Origin of the sequence: Hanstruepera ponticola (assembly GCF_002940745.1) — a bacterium.
Classification (GTDB): Bacteria; Bacteroidota; Bacteroidia; order Flavobacteriales; family Flavobacteriaceae; genus Hanstruepera; species Hanstruepera ponticola.
The window spans coordinates 1,532,964-1,557,588 of sequence record NZ_POTB01000001.1; the positions used below are offsets into that span (position 1 = coordinate 1,532,964).

Sequence of the window (24,625 nt, forward strand, 5' to 3'; positions counted from 1 at the left end):
TTTATTTTCAAATTTCGATATTAACATGTCAACTATTCTACGATACATCATATCAAATACTAAATTACCTGAATTATCAGTAAAAAATACTATCTCATTACTTAATGATGCTTGTACCATTCCCTTTATTGCGCGATATAGAAAAGAAGCCACCGGAAATTTAGATGAAGTTCAAATTGGTAATATTGTAAAATACAAGGAACTATTTGAAGCTTTAGCAAAACGTAAAATAGCTATTTTAAAAGCCATTGACGAGCAAGATGCTTTAACTCCTGAATTGAAACAGAAAATTGAAGCGGTTCAAGATATTACTGCTTTAGAAGATTTATACTTACCATTTAAAAAAAGCAGAAAAACCAAAGCTGAAAAAGCTAGACAAAACGGATTAGAACCATTGGCTAAAATTATCATGGCACAAAATGCCCATGATATTGAATCTATAGCTTATAAATACGTAAAAGGAGATACAAAATCGGTTGAAGATGCTCTTGAAGGTGCGCGACATATTATTGCCGAATGGATTAATGAACGTACAGATATTAGAAACAACATACGCTATCAATTGGAACGCTTTGCAAACATTTCAACGAAAGTTATTGCAAAAAAAGAATCAGAAGATGACGCCCAAAAATTTCGTGATTATTTTGATTGGAGTGAGTCTTTAAGTCGGATTCCTTCACATCGCTTGTTAGCCATTTTACGTGCCGAAAACGAGGGATTTATTCGGGTGAAAATTGAAATTGATAATGATCGTGCTTTAGATAAAATAGCACAACGTATTATAAAATCAGACAATGCGTGTTCAGAGCAAATTGAGATGGCTATAAAGGATGCTTACAAGCGATTGTTGTTGTCATCATTGAGTAATGAAGCGTTACAAAATGCTAAAGAAAAAGCTGATGAAGCTGCAATTTCTGTTTTTGCTAAAAATTTAAAGCAATTATTACTTGGTTCGCCTTTAGGTGAAAAGCGTATTTTGGCTATTGATCCTGGATTTAGAACTGGTTGTAAAGTAGTTTGTTTAGATGAACATGGTAATTTAAAATACAACGAAACCATCTATCCGCACCCACCAAAAAACGATAGTATTGGAGCCATGAAAAAGATTTCATCGTTGTCTGATGCCTATAAAATTGAAGCCATTGCCATTGGAAATGGAACAGCATCTCGTGAAACCGAAAGCCTAATTAGAAAAATCCGATTTAAAAACGATGTTCAAGTATTTGTAGTGAGTGAAGCCGGAGCATCAATTTATTCTGCCTCAAAAATTGCACGAGAAGAATTCCCCAATTATGACGTTACGGTAAGAGGCGCTGTGTCTATTGGTCGTCGATTGCAAGATCCCTTGGCAGAGTTGGTCAAGATTGATGCCAAATCTATTGGTGTGGGTCAATATCAACACGATGTAGATCAGAATAAACTGAAAAACGAATTAGATCGTGTAGTAGAAAGTTGTGTAAATGCTGTTGGTGTAAATTTAAATACGGCTAGTAAATCGTTATTAAGCTATGTTTCAGGAATTGGTGAAAAATTGGCAGAGGCCATAGTTAAATATCGTGAAACTCATGGCGCATTCTACTCCAGAAATGACTTAAAACGTGTTCCACGTTTGGGTGATAAAGCTTTTGAACAAAGCGCAGGTTTTTTGCGCATTAAGAATTCTAATAATCCGTTAGATGATTCTGCTGTACATCCTGAACGATATGAACTTGTTGAAAAAATGGCTTCAGATATCAATTTAGAAGTCTCAAAATTAATAGGGAATAAAAATTGTCTTAAAAAGATCAATTTGAAGGAGTATTGTACAAATACAGTTGGTTTGCCAACACTTCATGATATTGTACAAGAACTAGAAAAGCCTGGTTTAGATATTAGAGAACAAGCCAAAGTATTCACATTTAATCAAAATATTAAGACCATCAACGATGTGCAAGAAGGTCAATTGCTTCCCGGCATTGTCAATAACGTGACCAATTTTGGTGCTTTTGTAGATATTGGTATTAAAGAAAGTGGTTTAATTCATATTTCAAACTTATCTGATGGTTTTGTAAGCGATATTAATGAGCATATTAGCTTACATCAGCAAGTTATTGTAAAAGTATTAGAGGTAGATATTCCACGTAAACGCATTCAGTTAAAATTGCACACTTAAATTCTTAATAATTTATTATTTTTAAAGAAAAAATCATGAAAACTATCTTCTCTTTATTTTGCGTTACTTTTTTAACAATCACTTCTTTTGCCCAAAACTATGATATCATTTTAAAAACAAATGGCGAAGAAATGGAAGGTCATATTAACAGTATTGATGACAGAACTATAGATTTTAACTATAAAAATGAAACACTCCATTATAAAGTTGACAAGATTGATATTGCTAAAATTACTTTTGCTTCTGGACGCGTAGAGTTTTTTAATGCTAAAAATTCTGACGGAAACAAGGCAGATTTAGAAAACCATCACAATAAAGTTGCCATTTTACCTTTTGCCTATATAAAGGACGAACGTGATGGCTCAAAATCGGTTTCAAATAGAATTCAAGAAGAAACTTATTCCTTATTTAAAAATCATAATGCTGATTTAGAATATCAAGATCCTAAAACCACCAATGCTTTATTAATAAAAGCTGGTGTGACCAATAACAATATAGCCGGCTATACAATGGGCGAAATTTGTCACATTCTCAATGTAGAATATGTGATTCAAGGTACGGTTTCAGTCCAAAAAACGAGTAAAAACACCTACGGTGGAACTGCTTCAACAACCAAAAATTCCGGAAATGCTCATGTAGATAAAAATGGTCACCTAATTGGAGATATCTATGGTAGTGGTAAAAGTAAAACCTATCAAGCTCATACCTCATCAACTATACAGAATTATGGCACTTCCATGGTCATGAATATTTATAATGATCGTGGTGACAATTTATTTAGTCAAGAACATGAATCATTTTGGAATACAGAAGATGCCTATAAAATAACCTTAAAATATCTTGCCAAAAGAACACCTTTTTATAAAAAATAATTATAAAATCAGTCTAACAGATAGTTTACTTAACTTTACATAAAATACAAGTATATGTTATCAAAAAAAATAGAAAAAGCTTTAAACGACCAAATTAGAATTGAGGCAGAGTCTTCTCAAATTTATCTAGCTATGGCATGTTGGGCCGAAGTTAAAGGGCTTGAAGGTGTTGCTGGTTTTATGTACTCACAATCTGATGAAGAACGAGCTCATATGCTTAAACTAGTTAGATATGTAAACGAACGTGGTGGACATGCTCATGTTTCAGCATTAAAAGCACCGAATGTGACCTTTAAATCGTTTAAAGAAATGTTTGAAAAATTGTTTGAACATGAAGTTTTTGTGTCTGAAAGTATTAATGAATTGGTTCATATTTCCTTACAGGAAAAAGACTATTCAACGCATAACTTCTTACAATGGTATGTTGCTGAACAAATTGAGGAAGAAGCTATGGCTCGCACCATTCTTGATAAAATAAATATGATAGGAAACGATAAAGGTGGTTTGTATTTATTTGATCGTGATATTCAACAATTAACCATTAGTACAGCAGCTTCAGAAGGCGCTGAATGAAATTAACATTTAATCTTATTTAGATTTAATAAAAATAATTATTTTTGCCATATATTCTTCAATTGAGTCAAGTTTGGGCAAAAAGAAAAAAGAAAAAAAACAACAGAAAGAAGCTTTAAAAACCTTACATAAAGCTGGAGTAATCAATGCAAATAAGGTAAAAAGTAAGTGTTGTAAAAAATATAAAAAAGGCGAAAACAAGCGTTGTGGCAAATGCCCATGCTTTGATTTGCTTAAAAAAGTTGCCTAATTACTGCCTCCCGTTACATGATTTAAATCATATTTAATACCATTTATGGATTGTAATTTTACATTTTAAATGTAAGATTATGAAAAATTTAGTCATTTTAGGTGCGGGTACTTCAGGGACGATGATGTCTAACCATCTAATTTCTAAACTACCAAAAGATGAATGGACTATAACCATTGTTGATCAGTATAAAACCCACTACTATCAGCCAGGATTTCTGTTTTTACCTTTTGACATTTACACCTCAAAACAGGTTAAAAAAAATGGTAAAAAGTTTATTCCTAAACAGGTTAACTATATCCTGGAAAAAATTGATCTCATTAGACCAGAAGAGAATAAAATCAATCTTGAAAGTGGAACCACATTAGATTATGATATATTAATTATCGCTACTGGAACTAAAATTGCACCAGACGAAATTGAAGGGATGAATGGTCCGGAATGGTATAAGAGTATTTTTGATTTTTATACATATGAAGGTGCCAAAGCTTTAAGAAACAAATTAAGAGAATGGGAAGGTGGTAAATTAGTTGTTCATATAACTGAAATGCCTATAAAGTGTCCTGTGGCTCCTTTAGAATTTGCCTTTCTAGCAGATTCCTATTTTAAAAACAAAGGTATACGAGATAAAGTCGAAATCACTTATGTAACACCATTGGGAGGTGCATTTACAAAACCTAAAGCTACAGAAGCATTGCACTACTTATTGGAAGAAAAAAACATAAAAGAAGTCACTGATTTTAATATTGAGCGTGTTGATTATGAAAATCATAAAATAATAGACTATGCAGATGTTGAAGTAGATTATGATTTATTAGTAACCGTTCCAACTAATATGGGAGATGCTTTAATTGAACGTTCTGGTATGGGTGACGATTTAAATTTTGTACCTACTCATAAAGCAACTTTACAAACTAAAGATTATGAAAATGTATTTGCAATTGGTGATGCCACCAATTTACCAGCATCAAAAGCAGGTTCTGTTGCACATTTCGAAGCAGAAATTCTAACAGATAACATATTAAGATACATAAATGGTGAGCCCTTAAAAGAAGAATTTGATGGTCATGCCAATTGCTTTGTCGAAACTGGAAATGGCAAAGCTTTGTTGATTGATTTTAATTACACACATGAGCCTGTTGAAGGTACATTTCCCATTCCTGGAGTTGGTCCTTTAAAACTTCTTAAGGAAAGTAGAACCAATCATATGGGTAAAATGGCTTTTAGATGGATTTATTGGAACATGCTTATAAAGGGTATTCATATTCCATTTGTATCGGCTACAATGAATGAAAAAGGAAAAAAATTTGATAAAGTAACTAACTAAATATATAGAAATTATGATAAAAGTTATAGCAAACAAGGAAATTGAAGTTAACGAAGAAGGGTATTTAGTGGATTTCAAGCAATGGGATCGCGAGGTTTGCGAATGTATAGCCGGTGAATGTAACGTTGTTTTAACCGAAAAACACTACGAAGTAATTGAATATCTTCAGGAAAAGCATAAAAAAGAAGAACCACTTTCTATTAGAGGCATTAAAAAAAGTGGTGTGATTAACATAAAGAAATTCTATAATCTATTCCCTGGTGGTCCACTGAAGATCTCTACCAAAATTGCTGGTATACCTAAACCAAAAAGTTGTATATAATATAAAAAAACTATGAGTACAAAAGTTAAAAAAATGCTCTTCATTCTATCTAAAGCAACCATAGAAAATGCGTATGCTGCCTTTGTAATGGCTAATGGTGCTAGAATGGAAGGTATAGAATCGGAAATATTTTTTACGTTTTTCGGGCTTGAAGCCATTCAAAAGAAAAAACTTGAACACCTTAAGGTAGCGACTGTTGGTAATCCTGGAATGCATATTCCAACTATGATAGGTGGTCTACCCGGCATGGAGGCTTTAGCGACAAAAATGATGAAAAAAGAAATGGAAAAATTAGATATGCCGCCTATTGACGAGTTTTTGGAAATACTAACTGATTCAGGCTGTAAACTCTGGGCTTGTAAATTGGCTGTAGATATGTTTCACCTAACTAGAGAGGATTTAATTGACGATTTAGATGGCATTCTCACTATTGGTGATTTCTACAGTCGCGCAGACCAAGAAGGTTGTCAGCTACTGTTTATATAAAACAAAAATGCGTTAGAAAATTCTAACGCATTTTTTAAGCCGAATTCCTACTGGCATTAATATTTCCGAATAGTGATCGGGTCACTAATTTTTCAAATACCTCAATTTGTTCTTTGTCTTCAGGCTTTGCTTTTTGAAGTTCCTGAATTTTCTTTAACGCATATTGTTGAATAGTTAACAATGGTAATACAATGGACTCACGAACATCAATTGAAGCCTTTCCTGCAGGTTCTTCTTCCATAAGTTCTTTGTAACCTGTCAGTTTTAATATTAATCGTTTTGATGTTTCATATTCATTATAAATAATTTTCCAAAACTCTCCAAATTCAGGATCATCTGCCATGTATTTTGTTAAATCAAAAAATGATTTTGACAAGGACATCATACTATTTTCTATCAATGTTTTAAAAAAACTAGAACTGTTATATAACTTTTTCACCTTTTCAAATTCACCAACATCCTCATAATGTTTTAAGGCTGTCCCAACGCCATAAAAACCAGGAACATTTTGTTTTAACTGACTCCAACTACCAACAAACGGGATAGCTCTTAAATCTGAAAATACGAGTTCAGAAGATTTACCTCTTTTAGATGGGCGACTACCAATATTCGTTTTGGCATAATATTTTAAAGTACTTATACGCTCTAAATAAGGCAAAAACATGGGGTGTTTTTTAAAATCTGAATAGGTCTTGTAACTTCTTCCTGCCAGATCATTAATTATTTCCCTATTTTCAGGTGACATAGCCAAATTATTTTCATTCAAACGGTTGTAAATTCCTGAACTAATTAATTGCTCTAAGTTATATTGTGAAGAATCCAAGGTTCCAAAATTCGAACTAATGGTTTGTCCCTGAATAGTTAGCTGCACCTCCTTATCTTCAATAGTAGGACCCAAAGATGCATAGAATTGGTGTGTTTTTCCGCCTCCTCTTGCTGGTGGTCCTCCGCGACCATCAAAGAAAATAACGGTAACATCATATTTTCGAGACACTTCCGTGAGTCGTTCTTTTGCTTTAAAAATTCCCCAATTAGCCATAAGATAACCACCATCTTTCGTGCCGTCAGAAAAACCGAGCATAATCGTTTGTTTATTACCCCGTTTTTTTAAATGCACCGCATAATTTGGATTTGTATAAAGCTCTTCCATAACTTGAGGTGCATTTTCCAAATCTTCAATTGTTTCAAATAATGGTCCAATATCCACAGTTAAATCATCATGAAAGGCGACCAATTTAAGCATAGCAAACAACTGCATGACATTAAGGGTCGTTTGATTATTACTAATAATATACCTGTTGGCTGCTCGTTCGCCATTATTGTCCTGAATGGTTTTTATGGCTTTTATCGTTTCTAAAGTTTTTAAAACATCTTCGTCTTGAAAAAGGTCTAAATCCACCTTGCCTTTAATTTTTGACAATACATCTACCTGCTCTTTTGCCGATAGCTCATGATAGTTCTTTGGAAACACAGAGCTACCACTGGAAATAACCACATCCACCATCGAATTAAAAACAGCATCGTGGGCACGACTGTCTTGTCTGATATCCAAAGTCGCAAAATGAAATCCGAATAAATGTACCTTGTTTATCAAACTAGAGACATCGGAAACAAATAATGATTGGTGCTTGTCAATTAACTCCGCTTTAATGTTTTGTAACTCTTCCTTGAATTCCGAAAGCGTTAATGTACCATCCATATGAGAGACAAAACTTTTGGCATATAGTTTTTGTTCCAACTGGGCAATTCTATTATCGATCCCCTCAAAGGTTAAACGTCTCTTTAATTTACGAATATCTCGATAATAGTTCTTTAAAATGGTTTGCTTTAATCGCATAGCAACCTTTAACGTGATATCTGGTGTAACAAATGGATTACCATCACGGTCGCCTCCAGGCCAAAATCCAATATTAATAATATCGTTTTCAATATCCTCACCATCAAAAATATTTTGTTGGATGTAATCAAAAATGCTTCCAAAGGAATTATAAAACACATTCTCCAAATACCAAATCAAACTAACAGCTTCATCATAAGGTGTTGGTTTTTTATGTTTAAAAAAAGGTGTTTTTCCCAACTGCGCCAATAGATCGTTTATTTTTAAAAGGTCATTGGTTTTTATGGCTTCGTCCAAATCAGTTATGATACCCAAAACAGCTCCAGGATAAAATTGAGTTGGGTGGGCTGTTAATACAATACGAACCTTAAAAGCCTCAAGATAAGTTCTTAAGTCTTCCATTTTCCCTTCAGAAGCAGCGGTTTCCTTTAAGCTACGTAATGTTCCAATACCGTCCATGTTGTTGACTATAGGGAAAGCGGCATCTTCAATAGCATCAAATAATACCACTTGGCGTTCTATGTACTGAATAAACCGAAACAATAAATTAATTTGACTTTCTTCAGAACGTCTGGCTTGGTATTTTTTAAAGAAAGTTTCAACTATGGTTGTTGGATTATCACCTTGTTTAAACCCCAATTCACAGGTTTCATGAAACAACGGTAAAAGGGCACCTGTTTTAGTGATTGAATCAAACGGTAATGTCATAAATATACTGTTGTAAATCTGAAATTTAGACAGAACATTTTGTTTAAACCGTACTAATTTTGGTGAAGTTGACATGACCTTGTTTTTCATAAAAATACTAAAGGAATTTCAAAAATGAATGGCTATTCATAATAATTGCGAATAATTCAACCATAACCTGTTTTAAATAAAAAAAGAGCCTTAATAAGGCTCTTTTTTTCGGAATGTTGTAGATACTTTATTTTCCCAGCATCAACAATTCGTTGCAAATTATTTCTGTCATATAGCGTTTATTACCATCTTTATCCTCCCAAGAACGATTAGTCAATTTGCCTTCTATGGCAATTTCTTGACCTTTGGTTACAAAGTTTTCAACCACTTTCACCAAGCCGCCTTTTACAACAATGTTGTGCCAATAAGCACGTTCTACTTTTAAGCCTTTTTTATCTTTATAACTATCGTCTGTAGCTAATGAGAATTTGGCCATCTTGTTACCATCTTCAAAATTGATTATTTCAGGATCTTGTCCTAATCTTCCAATCAACTGTACTTTGTTTCTTAATGCGTTCATAATTTTAATTTTTAATGTTAAACAGTTAATACTATCGAGTTCTTATGTTTCGACAAGGCAAAGATGCAACAGCTTGGAAATAGTAGTCGGTAGTTACCTATTTAAATTCGTTTGTAAATGTTTGTTGTCGTTTGAAAACGCATACTATTTTTTTGCTATATTGCAGCATGGTTGAACTTTTGAGTTATTTGTACCCAGTTACTAAAAAAATAAAATCCCATGTAAATGGTACATTAGAAATAACCTGGTATAATGGAAAAAAACTTTTGAATTCTAAAAATGCTAACTATTCTTATGGATCATTGCAAGAAATTTTAAAATTTGGATTAAAGAAAATTAATATTCATCAAATTAACTCTGTTTTACTTTTAGGTCTTGGTGGTGGTTCTGTTATTCAGACACTTCGTGAAGAATTTAACTATCAAAATAAAATAACTGCAGTTGACTTTGATTCAGAAATTATTAAAATAGCTCTTGAAGAATTCGACCTTCAATACGATATTGATTTAGAGATTATTTGTCAAGATGCTCTAGATTATATCCAACAGGACTCAACACAATTTGATTTAATAATTGTTGATTTATTTATTGACACGGAAGTTCCTGAACAATTTTTAAAAATTTCTTTTTGGGATGAAATTTTAAAACGAAAATCAACATCAGGTGTTTTACTCTTTAATGCTTCTCTTGAAGATTCAATGAGTAAAAAAATTCATGATGTTATTAGTTTTTTAAGATCTCGTGTTTATAAAGTTGATGTTTATAATAAAGTAAATAAAACAAATACGGTAATTATCGCCAAACCTGTTTAATCCAACAATTGTATAATTATTATATTTAGGTAATCTTAAAACAATGAAAAAACAGTTAACATCTCTCGCAATAATATTTTGTATAACAATCGGTTATACACAAATCACTGAAAAAATCACCCTAAATGATTCGATTATTGCGTATTTAAAAAAGACTATTCAAGAAAAGCAATTGCCAGGAATAAACTTTTCAATAATTGACAATAGAGGAAAAATTAAAAACTATTCTGACGGATTTTCAGATATTGAAGAACAGATTCCACTGACTATTGAGCATTCGTTTTTTTCGGGCAGTATTGGTAAAACCTATGCCGCCACGTTAGTGTTTAAGTTGGTAGAATCTGGTGATATTGACCTTAAAAAGCCATATATGGATTATTTTCCTGACACGGAATGGCTGACCAATCTTCCTAATATTGATGACATTACAGTGGAAATGTTATTACAACATTCTTCTGGGTTACCACGTTATGTATTGAAACCCGAAATTTGGAATCAACTTCATGATAATCCTGACAAGATTTGGTCCTATGAAGAAAGGTTATCGGTTATTTTCGAAGACGAACCTGTTCATGAAGCAGGTAAAGGCTGGGCATATTCAGATACCAACTATATTCTCTTGGGTATGCTGATTGAAAAAGTAACCGGACAGAATTATTACGATTTAGTCCGAACTCAAATTCTAAAACCGCATCATCTCACTCACACCTACCCTTCGTTGCAACGAAAAATTACGAATTTAGCTGTTGGCTATTCGCGTATGCCTCCAGCGTTTCATGTCCCTAATAAGACTGTTGATGACAAACTATATTTTATGAATCCACAGGTTGAATGGACTGGAGGTGGTATGGCATCAACAACTGAAGACTTGGCCAGATGGGCCAAGCTCTATTATGAAGGTGCTCTTTTAAATAAGTCAAGCTTAAATTATATCACGACACCAAATCCAAATGGTGTTAGTGTTGAAGGCTCTAGCTCGTATGGTATGGGTAGTTTTATTTATGACACAGAACATGGCGAAGCTTTTGGCCATACAGGTTTTATGCCTGGCTTTAATTCCCTTTTTATTTATTATCCAAAATATGGCATAGCAGCTGCCATCCAAATTAATTGTGACTATGCTGTTAGTGTTTTAAATCTAAACGACTTTATGGATGATTTAATTTCTATTTCACAAATTAGTAAATAGACAAACTATGCAAAAACAATGTCCAGAATGTGGGGATAAAATAGTAGGCAGAATTGATAAAAAATTCTGTAGTGATGCTTGCCGTAATTCGTACAACAACCGGATAAATAAGGATAGCAAAAACCTAATTAGAAATACCAATAACCGCCTGCGAAAAAACTACCGGATATTAGAAGAGCTAAATCCTGATAAGAAGACCAGAACTTCTAGGGCTAAACTAATAGAAAAAGGCTTTGACTTTAATTACTTCACCAGTATTTACACAACCAAAGTGGGTACGGTATATTACTTTGTTTACGACCAAGGTTATCTACCCTTGGAAAATGATTATTATGCTTTGGTTAAACGTGAGGATTAATTATTTCCAGTTTTGTCCTTTAAATTTTATAGCTGCCTTAAGGATATCTTTTTGACTTATTTGACCAACCAACTTACCATCTTCAACGATTGGGAAACGTCTTATTTTTGAGTCCAGAAACTTCTTGGCAGCATCAAATACATTCATATTTCCATCAATAGTTTCAACATTTTTAATCATGCGTTTCTCTACCGTATCTTGCTCCATCGGCATATTATAATAGCGGCTATCACTTATTTGTTTTAAACAATCCCCTTCTGAAATGATACCAACTAATTCATTTCTCTCGTTGACTACAGGTCCTCCAGATATCTTATTGTTTATTAAAGATTCGATAACTTCTTCAACAGATTGTTCTGGTTTAAAAGTAATTAAATCTCGTGTCATGTAATCACTAACCTTTAAAGATTCATTTTCTATAGTGTTTTGTTGTTGCTTCCTAGCGCCTTGAAAACTTTTTATACCCATGATTTTGACTTTTTATTTTACTAAATATAAATAATTTAAATCTGTAATCCTAAAGCCTTAACGCAACTTTACATTTAGCTTGAAAATTGTTTACTTTTATTAAAAAATAAATGATCTGCATTCATGTTTAAAAAAATCACAGCGTTATTACTTATTCTTATTGTTACTTATTGGAGTTTTCATGTTTTATTACCTAGTAGTATTTCAAATATCGATACTCCCGACGAAAATTTCTCAACTGAACGTGCGCTCATTCCTCTAAAAGAAATTTCAAAAGCGCCGCATTATTTAGGAAATAATGAACACACCAGCGTTCGTAATTATATTATTGAACAACTGCAGAAATTAGGTCTAGAAACTGAAATTCAAGAAGGCTACTCCATGAGTAAATGGGGAAATCTGTCAAAGCCTAAAAACATCTTGGCTAGAATAAAGGGTAATGATTCAGAAAAAGCTTTGTTACTCTTAACCCATTATGATAGCAATCCGCATTCATCATTGGGAGCTAGTGACGCAGGCTCTGGAGTTGTTACAATTCTTGAAGGGTTGCGTGCATTTTTACACACAAATAAAACACCTAAAAATGATATTATTATTCTCATTTCTGATGGTGAAGAACTAGGTTTAAATGGCGCTGATATTTTTGTGAATCAACATCCCTGGGCAAATGACGTTGGTTTGGTTTTAAATTTTGAAGCTCGTGGTAGTGGTGGTCCAAGCTACATGCTCATAGAAACCAATCAAGGCAATGCCAATTTAATGAAACACTTTGTTGAAGCCAATCCAGAATATCCAGTAGCTAACTCGTTAGCATACAGTATTTATAAAATGCTTCCAAATGATACAGATTTGACACGTTTTCGTGAAGATGCTGATATTGATGGTTTTAATTTTGCTTTTATAGATGATCACTTTGATTATCATACGGCTTTAGACACCTACTCACGATTAGATAGAAATACACTTGAGCATCAAGGTTCATATCTCATGCCCTTACTCACGTATTTTGCTGATGCCAATTTAAACAACATTAAAAGCAAAGAAGATTACATATACTTCAATGTGCCTTTATTTAAAACTGTTATCTATCCGTTTTCTTGGATACTACCCATGCTACTTTTGGCGCTAATACTATTTATTTATCTCATATTTTATGGTTTTAAAAAAGGTTCCCTTTCTAGCGGTCATGTTGTGAAAAGCTTTGTTGCTTTTTTTACAACACTTATTTTTAGTGCTATTATAGGATTTGGCTTATGGAAGTTATTATGTGTGATTTATCCTCAATACAATGAGATGTTACATGGTTTTACTTACAATGGACATACTTACATTGCTGCTTTTACCTGTATGACCTTAAGTATTTGCTTTTTTGTTTACCACAAAGCTTATAACACTAAAAACACGGCTAGTTTATTGGTTGCTCCCTTGACTATTTGGTTATTAATTTGTGGTTTAATCGCTTTTAAATTAAAAGGAGCTAGTTTCTTTATCATTCCTCTTTATTTTGGACTAATTAGTTTGTGGTTATTAATTCGGCAAAAACGACCCAATACCATTTTATTAGCATTTTTAACCTTTCCAGTTTTGGTCATTATGGCTCCTTTGGTTAAAATGTTTCCTGTTGGACTAGGACTAAAAATTCTATTTGTTTCTTGTATTTTTGTTGTACTTATTTTTGGATTATTGCTTCAAGTATTTGGCTTTTTCAAACATAAAAACCGTTTATCAATACTGTTTTTGTTTTTGACAGGTTGGTTTTTAATTTCTGCACATAATAAATCATCATTTAGCAAAGAAACTCCAAAACCTAACAGTCTATTGTATGTTTTAGATGCTGATAAAAATACAGCTCTTTGGGCTACTTATGATAAGGTGTTAGACGACTGGACAAAAACCTACCTAACAGAGCATCCTGAACCAGCTTCTGAATTACAAAAAAATACCATTGGAAGTAAATATCAAACTGGGTTTTCATTTACCAAAGCGGCTCCAATAAAACCTATACCGCTTCCTAAAATTGAAATTACTCATGATTCTATTATTAATGGCTACAGACAAATTGCTATTTGCTTCACTTCAAATAGAAATGCAGAACGCATTGAGGTATTTGCAGATTCAACTTCAATAATCAAGAAAGCTATGATTAATGGTGTATCTGCAAAAGAAACAGATGCGACAAAAACGGTTTTTAATAATAGGTTTAATAATAGACTTTTTAGCTATTATGTAACTGACAATGAGCCATTGGATATGGTTTTTACACTTCCAAAAAACCAAACCACTCACTTACAGTTTTATGAGGCGACCTATGATTTAATTGAAAATGAGCTATTAGATGTTTCCAAACGTAATGATAATATGATTCCCAAACCTTTTGTGCTCAATGACGCTATAGTTGTTAAAACAGTTTTGACAATTAAATAATTAGCATTGTTTTAAGAGTTTGATTAGCTATTTTTTATAGCTTTGGGCGATTAATAAAAATTTCATTTTATGAAACGTGTAATACTAATTTGTCTTTGTGTTCTGGGCGTAAATTCCTTTGCACAAACTAATCAAGATTTAATAAAACATTACGAAGCTTATTACAAGCAAATGAAGAAACAAGGTGATATTCAAGGGGTTATCAATGGGTTAACACATTTAAACCTTTTAAAACCTTCTCAAGCAAGAGAAGACACCTTGTCTTTAGTATATATGAGTGAGGGTAAATATAGACAGGCCTTAAATACAATTGGAATTAAAAATAATGCTACTGATTCTGACATAGCAATTGAAGTAAAAGCAATTTCGTTAAAGGCCCTAAATGAATTAGAAAGAGCTTCAATATTTTTTGAAAAAATGTTTAATAGAAAACCTGATGTTTCTATAGCATATGAACTAGCCGAATCCTATCTTCAAACTAACCAGTTAGAAAAAGCTAAAACATATACTAGTTATGGTGTTGAAAATTCAACTAATGAGATGAAAAAAACTTTCTATGAAACACAACAGCCTTATCAAGTTTCATTTAAAGCTGCATTTCTACATCTAGATGCATTAATTACCTTTAATAAAAATAAAAAAGCCAATGCTGATTCTGCTGTTGACATTTTAGACGAAGCTTTAAAATTAGCTCCTAATTTTAATTTAGCTCAATTGACTAAAAATGCTTTATTACAACAAAAGCAACAAATAAACAATCAACAAGACTAAACATATAACAACTAAAAAAAGGGCAGTTTAAAACTGCCCTTTTTAGTTCGTAATTATTTAGTTGCCTTACCAGATTCTCACACGATCTTCTGGAGCAATATACATACTATCACCTGCTTTAATATTAAAGGCCTCATAAAACGCATCAACATTTAATAGTGGTTGAACGGCACGGTTCATACCTGGTGAATGCGGATCAGTTTTAATTCTAGTTTTTAATGCATCATCACGCATTTTAATACGCCATACAGTTGCCCAACTCATAAAAAAGCGTTGTTCGGGCGTAAAACCGTCAATATTTTCAGGTCTGCCGTTTTTTTCGAAACTCATTTGTAAGGCATCATAAGCTGCTAAAACACCACCTAAATCACCAATATTTTCACCTAGAGTGAATTTACCATTTATGTTTACATCTGGTAATACTTCAATGGCACTATATTGCTCGGCAAGGGCAGCACCTAGAGCTTCAAATTGTTCTAAATCTTCATCTGTCCACCAATTATTTAGATTCCCATCTTTATCATAACGTGCACCAGAATCATCAAAACTATGTGATATTTCATGACCAATTACTGCTCCTATTCCACCGTAATTTACAGCATCATCAGCCTTATAATTATAAAATGGTGGTTGTAATATGGCTGCCGGGAAAACAATCTCATTATAAGCAGGATTAAAATAAGCATTCACTATTTGTGGTGCCATGTACCATTCAGACTTATCAACTGGTTTACCTAACTTGTCTAAATCCTTTTTGAAATTCCACTTATTGGCATTCAATGAATTCTGTAAATAAGAACCTCCTTCTTCAACACTTTTTATTTCTAAATCAGCATAGTCCTTCCATTTATCAGGATAAGCAATTTTAATTTTGGTAGCTCTTAATTTCTCGATGGCTTTTTGTTTTGTTTCCGCACTCATCCAGTCCAGTTTATTAATTCTGTTTTCAAAAGCTAAAATCACATTTTTAATCATGTTTTCAGCTTTCGTTTTAGCTTCAGGTGGAAACATTTTGTCAACATATAATTTACCTAAAGCTTCGCCAATAGTTCCATTTAAAGCTCCTAAAGCACGTTCATCTCTTGGTCTTTGTTTTTTAGCACCATTTAATTCTTTGCCATAAAATTCCCAATTGGCTTCTTCTAATTCAGTGCTTAATGTTCCTGCGGCATTTCGCAATGTTTTCCACTCTAAATAAGCCTTCCAATTGGCAACATTACCATCTGCCAATACTTCCTGTAATCTGTTGTAATACCCTAGATCTCCAATAATCACAGTATCTATTTGTTTTACACCTATACCTTCTAAAAACTTTTTCCAGTTTACTGCTGGCACCATTTCTTGTACTTGGCCAATAGATCTGGGATTATATCTTTTTCTAGCATCTCTTCTATCTACTTTATCCATTTTGGCTTCGGCTAAACGGGTTTCAAAAGCTAAAACTTGCTTGGCTTTTTCATTAGCTACCGCTTCAGTATCACCAAGGTATTGAAGCATTCTTGTCATGTGTGCTACATACTTTTCGCGCTTTTCCTTTGAATCTTCATCATCTTTAACATAATAATCTCTATCTGGTAATCCTGTACTACCACCTCCTAAATAACCTACATTTCGGTTACTATCTTTAGGGTCTGAACCGACACCAAAACCATATAATCCGCCACCACCAATTGGCTCCATATCAATCATAAAGTTTTGTAAATCATCAAGATTCTGAATGGCATCAATCTTTGCCAAGTAGGGCTTAATTGGCTCTATGCCTTGCTCATTTCTACCAACCGTATCCATTATGGTTTGATAAAAATGAACTGCTTTTTCTTGGTCAGATCCTGGTAAAATTTGAATTTTCTCTATGTCTTTATTATCAGACATAGCCGATTCCAAAATGCTCAATGCATCAGCATCGGTTTTTTTTCGTAGTTCAGAAAAACTTCCCCAAGTTGATCGGTCATCTGGTATTTCATTGGTATCTAACCAGCTTCCGTTTACATAACGAAAGAAGTCATCATTAGGTTTTACAGAAGTATCCATAAAATCAAGATTAATACCAGGAACAGCATCTTCTTCTACAAGAGCTGTTTCTTCATTTGGTTCCTTTTTACATGCTACTAAACCAACGAAGGCTACAGCACTTAAAAGGGATAATTTTTTAAAGTTAGTATTCATTTGTTTGTGTTTATTTTAATGCTACAATTTACTACTATTTAAACCTTGAATTTTAGTCATTAACATAGATTAACAAAATATTAATAAAAAAATCCGCTTGAATTGAAAACCCAAGCGGACGTATAAATTAAAATGATAAATCACTTAATCAGTTAAGATCAACTTTTTGGTTACTGTTGCCTCTGCCGTCTTTAATTGAAGAAAATAGACTCCAGATGCATATGTACTCAAATTTAATGGATAGACTCCAGAAGTAGCATCAATATTTTGTTGGCTAACTATAAGCTTACCTGAAACATCATAAACATCAAAACTAAATGCGTTAGTATTGACAACTTTAATGTTGAATACATTACTAGATGGGTTTGGATATATTGAAAAAGCATTGGTATCAAACTCTTGAGTACTCAAAGTTCCTCTCACAACAAAATCATCAACAATGACACCTTCTTCAACAACAGCTGCATCAGAATGGAATACTATTCTAAACTGAATATTGGTTTCTGAATCAAAACCAGATAAATCATAGGTGTATTCCTCCATATTATAAGATGAGCCTGTCCATTGAGCTCCAGGACAGTTGTAACAAGTATTATTCTCTCCAGATTGTGTATCACTATTATACCAGTTTGGATCATTAGATGTCCCTAACACATTCCAACTATTTCCAGAATCAGTAGAATATTCAACATAAACAATGTCCCAATCTTCTTCAAGTTCATAAGCCATATAAAATGATAGTTCAGGACTTTGAAGGTTACTTAAATCATAGCATCGGGAGAAAAGGTAACTTAAAACACCATCATCATAATCGCCTGATAAATTTGTTCCATAAACTTGAGTCCCTGAATTTGTTGAGTTCAAAAAAGACCCGGATGGAATGCCTCTTTGCCAATATTGAGAAGACGATCCTTCATCAATAACAAGTAACTCATCAGAAAATCTTTCAAATGTATTTATTTGATTAGGGACACCAATCTCATTTGCATAAAGACTAAAAACTTGAGAGTCATTATTAATTTCATAAGCATCGTTTTCAATAGTCGAACTTACTTTAAATTCATGAATACCACTTTCTATTATGAAACTAGGAATATCAATGGTAGCTGTCTCACCAGTGTTTAAAGATCCAACCCAGTCAAAACTGCTACTGACATTGTCAACAAAGTAAGTAACGGTAACATTATTTATAATATTAACGCCATTATTCTCAATTACAACTTGCGCAGAAATTTCGTTATCACATTCAATTCCAGAATCGATACCAGTAACTTCTAATAGTTTAACATCATCAGTCGCTAATACAATTGGTATAGCAGATTGCCATATTCCTCTACCATAAGTAGACGCAGTAATAATATCATCATACAAATTTATTTCCAAATCTGTAACTGTTACATTAGGCAAGTTGTTATTAAATAACTCCCAAGTTAAGGTTGAATCATCATAACGATATACACCTAAACTAGTGCCTAAATACAAAGGGTTTTCTTCATGTAAACCTTGATGCTTTATCACATTTTTAGTTACGCCTGGCAACCCACTTGAAATATTAGTGAAATTTAACCCTCCATCAATAGATTTAAAAACACTGGTTGATGTTGTGACATATACTATGGAATTATCAGTGTTATTAACTTCAATAGATGTAATATTTGATGAAAATGTTTCAACAATTATAAAGTTAAAACCATTATTGGTACTTTTCCTTAAGGTTGCATTGGTCGATATGTATATATTGTTTGGATTAATTTCATCTATTTCCAATCTGTCAATATTAGTTCCAAAACTCGATGAAACTGCAGTCCAACTAGATCCTGTAAGCTTATATAGACTTGAATAGCCTGCAAACAATTCGCTATTTTTACTCATTGCTAATGGTGTTACCCAATTTCCTTGTTCACCAGAAGGGCCTCCTACTTGTCCATTTAAACTGGCTCCAGCTGCTTCAGAAATATTTAAACTTCCTCCAAATTGAACAAAACCATAAAACAAATCTGAATTATTTGGATCTATTGCAGTATCCATTCCATCAGCACCATAATAGTTTTGCCATTGATTGTTACTAAAAGCATGACCTCCATTATCCTGTAAACCTCCAACCATTTTTGAAGATGTTTGTTTTGAAACAGCAACCTTATAAAACTGACTTATTTGCATGCCTGCTGTAAGGTCAGTAAAATTTACACCTGAATCTGAAGACTTATAAAAACCACCATCAGTTCCTGCATATAATTCACCATTGTAAAAACGTAAAAAGTGAATATCTGCATGAGTATAAGCATCTGAAAATGGTGCGTTCCAATAATTTAATTTTTGAAACGTTTGACCGCTGTTGCTAGTTTTCCAAATATTTAAAACACCTACATAAACTTCATCCTCGTCAATATCAGATACGCTCATGGCCATATCATACCAAGATTGAGTACTCTCAAATATATCACCTACTGTTGTTTGATTTGCCACTAAAGAAAAATCGTTGCCTTGATTTGTTGATTTATAAAGACCTTGAAAACCATTAGAATTATTTGCTGAGAGTAAATAAACTACATTTGAATTATCTGGTGTTACGTCTATTACAAGTCTTGACGAAGATAATGGTAATCCGTGTCCAAAGACTATATTAAAATTCTCACCTCCATCAGTAGATTTAAAAAACCTAGTAGACGAAACAGCATAAATGACATCTGGATTACTTGGGTTTATTTTAATATCTCGAATATTATATCCTGATGTTCCGTTATTAGCATTACTGGTATTAGTATTTCTCCAATCACTTCCGGCATCTGTTGTTTTATAGACACCATTACTTGTAGCTACCCATAATACATTAGAATTTGTTGGGTGCATGTAAATATCGTTCATTGAACTTGGGGTGTTATTTGGATTTAAATCAGTTGTTGTCCAAGTGTCACCCCCATCAATAGATTTCATCACACCAACACTGTAAGAGTCATTTGCATCATCATCGCCAGTGGCAATGTAAATAATATCAGAGTTATTATAGTCAATCGCTATTCCTGAAACTCCAATTTGTGGTAAATTGTCCGTTGTAGTAGTCCAATTAGAACCAGCATCCGTTGACTTCCAAAGCCCTCCAGCAGGAGCTCCAACATAATATGTGTTTGGGTTACTAGGATCAACAATAACAGCATTTACCCTTCCTTGTCCAGATGACCACGAACCTGTATTTGTGTGGGTAAAAGGTCCTACTGGTATCCAATTACTTTCATCTACACGTCTTCTATTTTGTTCTGAATTGTTTACTGTCTCCCAGGTTTCCCATAATTCTTGAGAAGTTGGTAACGTTCCATCTTCTTTTACAAAATTTTGCCAATAATTTTTCCATCTCATAAACGGCTTAAAGCCACTCCCTTTTACATTTGGATCTCTTGTTTCCCAATAAGAATCAAAAGCATCAACAATTTCTTGAAATGTAACAGGGTTGGTATTTCGTCTTTGCTCAACATTCAATTCCTTCATCCAAGGAGCTTCTTGGTTAAATTGAGCGTGTGTAAAAGAGAATGCAAGAATAAAAAGTACTGGTAATATCTTTTTCATTTGAATTGTTTTTTGGGGAAATAAGTCAGAAAAAAGAAGATTGCTATTAACCTAAATACTTATAAATGACTGATTTCACAGTAAAATTTGGTAGCCAAAAATAATATAAAAAATCTATAATTAATAGGTTTTAAAAAAATTAGTTGGGCTTTTGAATATTTTGAGACTCTTTTTCTATTTTTTTATTCATTTGAAGGTTGAAATTTGAAAAGGCTATCAAAAATTCCTCAACGGCACCTAGTACAAGTTCCTTTTTGGGATTTGATTGGTTAGCAAAGTTTTCGAGTTTAAAAATTTTGGTTTCCAATGCAACTACACGCGAGAATATCTGTGGCGTATTCATACTTTCTGGGATAGTAGACTTTAGTTCTTCGCAAAGCGCATTTACAATTTCGCTATTCCCTTTAAAAAACGAAAGATTAGCAGCTTTCACATCCTCAACAATACGGTCTAGTTCACTATATTTTTCCCAACCACTTATTTGTTTCTTAACTTTTATGTCAGGCAAAAATTCAATGTATTTTAAGTTTTCAATATCTGCCTGGCTTATTAACGTTTGAGAATTCTGTTCAATGTTAACCTCAACATCTTGTTTGTTTGAATCTTGACAGGATATAAGACAAATAAAAAATAAAAACCTTACGAATTTCATGACTTAACTTTACTATAAAAGACAAATATATTGTATTAATTTTCTTTAAAATCGAAATTAAAACATATCCTTTGATTAAAGTTCTTATTTTAAGTAAAATTTATGATGTCTTTGTTTTTTCTTGTTAAATTTGATGACTTTTTTAAACTTTATTTAGATGAATCCAAAAATATTAATCATTGGAGCTTGTGGACAAATAGGATCTGAATTAACTCAAAAATTAAGAGCTATTCATGGTGCTGATAATGTTATTGCTAGCGACATAAATTATGGAAATTTAGATGTTGTTAATTCAGGATTATTCGAAATCCTAGATGCTCAAGACTACTCCAGTATGAAGATATGCGTTGAAAAATATAACATTGATACTATTTATCTGATGGCAGCCATGTTGAGTGCAACAGGAGAAAAATACCCTATGAAGGCTTGGGATTTAAATATGGATTCACTTTTTAATGTTTTAAATCTTGCCAAAAATAAAATCATCAATAAAATATTTTGGCCTTCTAGTATTGCCGTTTTTGGACCGACAACTCCAAAAGAAAATACACCGCAATATACCGTTATGGAGCCAACCACTGTTTATGGAATAACTAAACAAGTTGGTGAAAGGTGGTGTGAATACTACCACAATAAATATAATGTTGATGTCCGAAGCATTCGATATCCGGGAATAATAAGCTGGAAAACCTTACCAGGTGGTGGCACAACTGATTATGCCGTTGATATTTACCATAAAGCCTTAGCTGACAATCATTATGATTGTTTTTTATCTGAACATACTGAACTTCCAATGATGTTTATGGATGATGCTATAGAAGCGACTATTAAAATCATGCAAGCTCCTCCCGATGCTATAAAAATTAGATCCTCATACAATTTGGCTGCTATTAGTTTTACACCTGAACATGTTGTGAAATCAATAAAATCACATTTGAAAGATTTCACAGTTTCCTATGAGCCTGATTTTAGGCAAGAAATAGCCGATTCATGGCCAAAAAGTATTGATGATAATCATGCTCGTAAAGACTGGAATTGGAGTCATCATTACGATTTGGAAGCTATTACTAATGAAATGCTTACCAATCTTAAAAGTCTAGCCAATCAAAATTCCTAAAAGCTTATTTAGCTTAAATTAAAAAATACGCAACTTATCGTATGTTGCTATAAACAAAGTTTTTCTATTTTAGCCTTAAAATCAATAAACTAACATCATGAAAAACTTATTTTTTATTGCAGCATTGTTATTCTCAACAACGCTATTGGCTCAAAAGGCAAAAGTAACCAAAGGTGATTGGGAGAATCTTAAAGGAATCACTGAATACAATGTTGTCTTTGACTATTCCAACCTCTCAATACCTAAATATGATTCTGAAGAAGAGTTTTTAAAGGATAAAATGGCTAAACGTGACGAGAAAGAGCCAGGAACCGGTAAAAAATTTAAAGAATCTTGGTTTAGTGATAGAGAGGAATATTATGAACCACGATTCATTGAAACATTTAATGATAGATACAAAGATGGTGCAGTAAAAGTTGAAAAAGATTCAGGTGCTGAATATACCATGAAAGTTCATACTACTATGATTTATCCTGGATACAATATTGGGCTTGTAAGGCATAACTCGAAACTCGAAGTAACTTTAAGCGTCTATAAAACTGGAGAGCCAGAAAATGTTATTTTCTCTGCAGATTACACTAAAATTGAAGGTCAAGGAAATGGTGGATACGATTTTAATTCTGGTCAACGTATTGCTGATGCTTATATTATTTTTGCTAGGGCTCTAACAAAGCACATGTATAAAAACAATAAGTAACATACTTAATCAAAATCATAAATAAAAAGCGAGTCTTAAACAGACTCGCTTTGTTCTTTTTCCATATTTATTAAATGAGCCATGGTTTTGACGACTCTGTTGTGCTTCTTAACAAAGGGATTAGTTTGATCCCAAACATAACCAGCTAAAACCGCACAAATTTGTCTTTTTACATCTGGGTTTTCAGGTCTGTGAAAAAATAAAGTTTGTAAATTACCTGTGTACCACTCTTTTACATAAGTAGCAAATACATCAACACCTGATTTAATATAGTCCTCATAATCTGCTTTCCAATCAACAGATTCACCTTGAAGTTCTTTGGCAATAAGCTTGGAAGCTTGAAGTGCTGATTCTGTAGCAAATGTTACTCCAGAAGAAAAAACTGGATCCAAAAATTCGGCACTATTGCCTGTTAACACGAAACCATTACCATAGAATTTTTTTACAGCTTTCGAATAGTTTTTAATACTTTTCGGCTCAAATAATAATGGCGCATCTTTAAAGCGTTCATAATAATAATCTGAATGCTTAAGCATATTCATTAAACGTTCGGATGTATTTCCTTCAAACGAATCTATAAACTCATTCTTGCCAACAAATCCTAGACTAGTATTTCCATTAGAAAACGGAATGACCCAAAACCAGGTATCTTTATCCAACACATCAAAAGTAATGAGCGTGCCTTCTGTTCCTTCTGGCCTATTAACATCATTAACATGGCCAAAAATAGAAGAATGCTCTGGAATCGAAGAAGGTTTATCTAAATCCAATAGACGTGGCAATACACGTCCGTAACCACTGGAATCTACAATATATTTGGCATGCACGTTATAACTAGTACCCACTTCATCCTTCACTACTGTTCTAGACGAGCCGTCTTCATTAAATTCAACTTCTACAACTTCATGTTCAAAAGCAATGTCAACTCCCCAACTCAACAACTCATTAACTAAAGCCGAATCAAAGTCAGCTCTGGGAACTTGCCAAGTCCAATCCCATCCGTCCGTATGCTTTTTACTAAAATCAAAATTACAGACAATATCGCCTCTTAAAAACCTGGCTCCTGACTTTACTTCAAAATTTTCAGCTTTCAAACAATCTAAAAGGCCTACCTCTTCAAAATGGTCCATACATCTTGGCAATAAACTTTCGCCAATCACAAACCTTGGAAATTTACTCTTTTCAACAACTTTTACCTTAAGTCCTTGTTTGTGTAAATATGCCGCTGCAACTGACCCTGATGGGCCTGCTCCAATGATTAAAACATCTGTGTTTATATCCTGCATTTGTATTGTAGTATAAATTGATTAATTATTATAAATTTGCACACCAA

Annotated in this window: 21 protein-coding genes; 14 read left to right on the forward strand and 7 right to left on the reverse strand. The window is 33.1% G+C overall.

Features of this window, described 5'->3' with window-relative positions:
* The first annotated feature begins 25 nt into the window (after positions 1-25).
* The 7 genes from C1S72_RS06955 (at position 26) to C1S72_RS06980 (ending at position 5,982) form a co-directional block, all read left to right on the forward strand.
* Positions 26-2,152: a Tex family protein gene (locus C1S72_RS06955; RefSeq protein WP_104734900.1), complete on the forward strand. Its 2,127-nt coding sequence runs from the start codon at positions 26-28 to the stop codon at positions 2,150-2,152.
* 35 nt (positions 2,153-2,187) lie between these two features.
* Complete coding sequence (locus C1S72_RS06960; RefSeq protein WP_104734901.1) at positions 2,188-3,024, forward strand: hypothetical protein; 837 nt, start codon at positions 2,188-2,190, stop codon at positions 3,022-3,024.
* A gap of 54 nt (positions 3,025-3,078) precedes the next feature.
* A complete protein-coding gene (locus C1S72_RS06965; RefSeq protein WP_104734902.1) occupies positions 3,079-3,597 on the forward strand; it encodes a ferritin in 519 nt (172 codons plus the stop codon).
* 73 nt (positions 3,598-3,670) lie between these two features.
* A complete protein-coding gene (locus C1S72_RS14430) occupies positions 3,671-3,847 on the forward strand; it encodes a hypothetical protein (RefSeq protein ID WP_162919940.1) in 177 nt (58 codons plus the stop codon).
* Between the two features lie 79 nt (positions 3,848-3,926).
* Positions 3,927-5,174 (forward strand): type III sulfide quinone reductase, selenoprotein subtype, encoded by a 1,248-nt coding sequence (gene sqr, locus C1S72_RS06970; protein WP_104734903.1) that lies wholly within the window; start codon positions 3,927-3,929, stop codon positions 5,172-5,174.
* Between the two features lie 13 nt (positions 5,175-5,187).
* Complete coding sequence (locus C1S72_RS06975) at positions 5,188-5,496, forward strand: TusE/DsrC/DsvC family sulfur relay protein (RefSeq protein WP_104734904.1); 309 nt, start codon at positions 5,188-5,190, stop codon at positions 5,494-5,496.
* 12 nt (positions 5,497-5,508) lie between these two features.
* Positions 5,509-5,982: a DsrE/DsrF/DrsH-like family protein gene (locus C1S72_RS06980; RefSeq protein WP_104734905.1), complete on the forward strand. Its 474-nt coding sequence runs from the start codon at positions 5,509-5,511 to the stop codon at positions 5,980-5,982.
* 34 nt (positions 5,983-6,016) lie between these two features.
* On the opposite strand, the gene C1S72_RS06985 is transcribed toward C1S72_RS06980, so the two are convergent.
* Both C1S72_RS06985 and C1S72_RS06990 read right to left on the reverse strand, forming a co-directional pair.
* On the reverse strand, positions 6,017-8,602 hold the full coding sequence (locus C1S72_RS06985; protein WP_104735821.1) for a phosphoenolpyruvate carboxylase: 2,586 nt from the start codon (positions 8,600-8,602) through the stop codon (positions 6,017-6,019).
* A 142-nt stretch (positions 8,603-8,744) separates the two neighbouring features.
* Positions 8,745-9,077 carry a single-stranded DNA-binding protein gene (locus tag C1S72_RS06990; protein WP_104734906.1) on the reverse strand — a complete coding sequence of 111 codons (333 nt, stop codon included), beginning with the start codon at positions 9,075-9,077 and terminating at the stop codon, positions 8,745-8,747.
* Between the two features lie 167 nt (positions 9,078-9,244).
* On the opposite strand from C1S72_RS06990, the gene C1S72_RS06995 reads away from it, so the two are divergent.
* The 3 genes from C1S72_RS06995 to C1S72_RS07005 are packed head-to-tail and all read left to right on the forward strand — an operon-like array spanning position 9,245 to position 11,436.
* Positions 9,245-9,889: a spermidine synthase gene (locus tag C1S72_RS06995; protein WP_104734907.1), complete on the forward strand. Its 645-nt coding sequence runs from the start codon at positions 9,245-9,247 to the stop codon at positions 9,887-9,889.
* Positions 9,890-9,932: 43 nt separating this feature from the next.
* The gene (locus C1S72_RS07000; RefSeq protein ID WP_104734908.1) at positions 9,933-11,078 is read left to right on the forward strand and encodes a serine hydrolase domain-containing protein; all 1,146 of its coding nucleotides are present in this window, start codon (positions 9,933-9,935) and stop codon (positions 11,076-11,078) included.
* Positions 11,079-11,085: 7 nt separating this feature from the next.
* Positions 11,086-11,436 carry a hypothetical protein gene (locus tag C1S72_RS07005; RefSeq protein WP_104734909.1) on the forward strand — a complete coding sequence of 117 codons (351 nt, stop codon included), beginning with the start codon at positions 11,086-11,088 and terminating at the stop codon, positions 11,434-11,436.
* Here C1S72_RS07005 and C1S72_RS07010 read toward each other — a convergent pair whose 3' ends face one another.
* Positions 11,437-11,904 carry a CBS domain-containing protein gene (locus tag C1S72_RS07010; RefSeq protein WP_104734910.1) on the reverse strand — a complete coding sequence of 156 codons (468 nt, stop codon included), beginning with the start codon at positions 11,902-11,904 and terminating at the stop codon, positions 11,437-11,439.
* Positions 11,905-12,027: 123 nt separating this feature from the next.
* Between C1S72_RS07010 and C1S72_RS07015 the strand changes: the two genes are divergently transcribed.
* Both C1S72_RS07015 and C1S72_RS07020 read left to right on the forward strand, forming a co-directional pair.
* A complete protein-coding gene (locus tag C1S72_RS07015; RefSeq protein WP_104734911.1) occupies positions 12,028-14,328 on the forward strand; it encodes a M28 family peptidase in 2,301 nt (766 codons plus the stop codon).
* A 69-nt stretch (positions 14,329-14,397) separates the two neighbouring features.
* Positions 14,398-15,099, forward strand: a complete 702-nt coding sequence (locus C1S72_RS07020; RefSeq protein ID WP_104734912.1) for a hypothetical protein — start codon at positions 14,398-14,400, stop codon at positions 15,097-15,099.
* A 66-nt stretch (positions 15,100-15,165) separates the two neighbouring features.
* Here C1S72_RS07020 and C1S72_RS07025 read toward each other — a convergent pair whose 3' ends face one another.
* From C1S72_RS07025 to C1S72_RS07035, 3 genes are all read right to left on the reverse strand, one after another.
* Positions 15,166-17,265, reverse strand: a complete 2,100-nt coding sequence (locus C1S72_RS07025) for a M13 family metallopeptidase (RefSeq protein ID WP_104734913.1) — start codon at positions 17,263-17,265, stop codon at positions 15,166-15,168.
* A gap of 144 nt (positions 17,266-17,409) precedes the next feature.
* Positions 17,410-20,826, reverse strand: coding sequence for a T9SS type A sorting domain-containing protein (locus tag C1S72_RS07030; RefSeq protein WP_104734914.1), 3,417 nt, complete (start codon positions 20,824-20,826; stop codon positions 17,410-17,412).
* 139 nt (positions 20,827-20,965) lie between these two features.
* On the reverse strand, positions 20,966-21,478 hold the full coding sequence (locus C1S72_RS07035) for a hypothetical protein (protein ID WP_104734915.1): 513 nt from the start codon (positions 21,476-21,478) through the stop codon (positions 20,966-20,968).
* Positions 21,479-21,635: 157 nt separating this feature from the next.
* Between C1S72_RS07035 and C1S72_RS07040 the strand changes: the two genes are divergently transcribed.
* The gene (locus C1S72_RS07040) at positions 21,636-22,595 is read left to right on the forward strand and encodes an NAD-dependent epimerase/dehydratase family protein (protein WP_104734916.1); all 960 of its coding nucleotides are present in this window, start codon (positions 21,636-21,638) and stop codon (positions 22,593-22,595) included.
* Between the two features lie 97 nt (positions 22,596-22,692).
* Entirely contained in the window at positions 22,693-23,292 is a 600-nt protein-coding gene (locus tag C1S72_RS07045; RefSeq protein ID WP_104734917.1) for a hypothetical protein, read from the forward strand.
* A 35-nt stretch (positions 23,293-23,327) separates the two neighbouring features.
* Here the strand turns inward: C1S72_RS07045 and C1S72_RS07050 are convergent, their stop codons facing one another.
* A complete protein-coding gene (locus C1S72_RS07050) occupies positions 23,328-24,578 on the reverse strand; it encodes an NAD(P)/FAD-dependent oxidoreductase (protein ID WP_104734918.1) in 1,251 nt (416 codons plus the stop codon).
* Positions 24,579-24,625: the final 47 nt, after the last annotated feature.

Coding starts and splice junctions, on each gene's coding strand:
- C1S72_RS06955 (WP_104734900.1), top strand. CDS start 26: ATGTCAACTATTCTACGATACATCATATCAAATACTAAATTACCTGAA.
- C1S72_RS06960 (WP_104734901.1), top strand. CDS start 2,188: ATGAAAACTATCTTCTCTTTATTTTGCGTTACTTTTTTAACAATCACT.
- C1S72_RS06965 (WP_104734902.1), top strand. CDS start 3,079: ATGTTATCAAAAAAAATAGAAAAAGCTTTAAACGACCAAATTAGAATT.
- sqr (WP_104734903.1), top strand. CDS start 3,927: ATGAAAAATTTAGTCATTTTAGGTGCGGGTACTTCAGGGACGATGATG.
- C1S72_RS06975 (WP_104734904.1), top strand. CDS start 5,188: ATGATAAAAGTTATAGCAAACAAGGAAATTGAAGTTAACGAAGAAGGG.
- C1S72_RS06980 (WP_104734905.1), top strand. CDS start 5,509: ATGAGTACAAAAGTTAAAAAAATGCTCTTCATTCTATCTAAAGCAACC.
- C1S72_RS06985 (WP_104735821.1), bottom strand. CDS start 8,602: ATGTCAACTTCACCAAAATTAGTACGGTTTAAACAAAATGTTCTGTCT.
- C1S72_RS06990 (WP_104734906.1), bottom strand. CDS start 9,077: ATGAACGCATTAAGAAACAAAGTACAGTTGATTGGAAGATTAGGACAA.
- C1S72_RS06995 (WP_104734907.1), top strand. CDS start 9,245: ATGGTTGAACTTTTGAGTTATTTGTACCCAGTTACTAAAAAAATAAAA.
- C1S72_RS07000 (WP_104734908.1), top strand. CDS start 9,933: ATGAAAAAACAGTTAACATCTCTCGCAATAATATTTTGTATAACAATC.
- C1S72_RS07005 (WP_104734909.1), top strand. CDS start 11,086: ATGCAAAAACAATGTCCAGAATGTGGGGATAAAATAGTAGGCAGAATT.
- C1S72_RS07010 (WP_104734910.1), bottom strand. CDS start 11,904: ATGGGTATAAAAAGTTTTCAAGGCGCTAGGAAGCAACAACAAAACACT.
- C1S72_RS07015 (WP_104734911.1), top strand. CDS start 12,028: ATGTTTAAAAAAATCACAGCGTTATTACTTATTCTTATTGTTACTTAT.
- C1S72_RS07020 (WP_104734912.1), top strand. CDS start 14,398: ATGAAACGTGTAATACTAATTTGTCTTTGTGTTCTGGGCGTAAATTCC.
- C1S72_RS07025 (WP_104734913.1), bottom strand. CDS start 17,265: ATGAATACTAACTTTAAAAAATTATCCCTTTTAAGTGCTGTAGCCTTC.
- C1S72_RS07030 (WP_104734914.1), bottom strand. CDS start 20,826: ATGAAAAAGATATTACCAGTACTTTTTATTCTTGCATTCTCTTTTACA.
- C1S72_RS07035 (WP_104734915.1), bottom strand. CDS start 21,478: ATGAAATTCGTAAGGTTTTTATTTTTTATTTGTCTTATATCCTGTCAA.
- C1S72_RS07040 (WP_104734916.1), top strand. CDS start 21,636: ATGAATCCAAAAATATTAATCATTGGAGCTTGTGGACAAATAGGATCT.
- C1S72_RS07045 (WP_104734917.1), top strand. CDS start 22,693: ATGAAAAACTTATTTTTTATTGCAGCATTGTTATTCTCAACAACGCTA.
- C1S72_RS07050 (WP_104734918.1), bottom strand. CDS start 24,578: ATGCAGGATATAAACACAGATGTTTTAATCATTGGAGCAGGCCCATCA.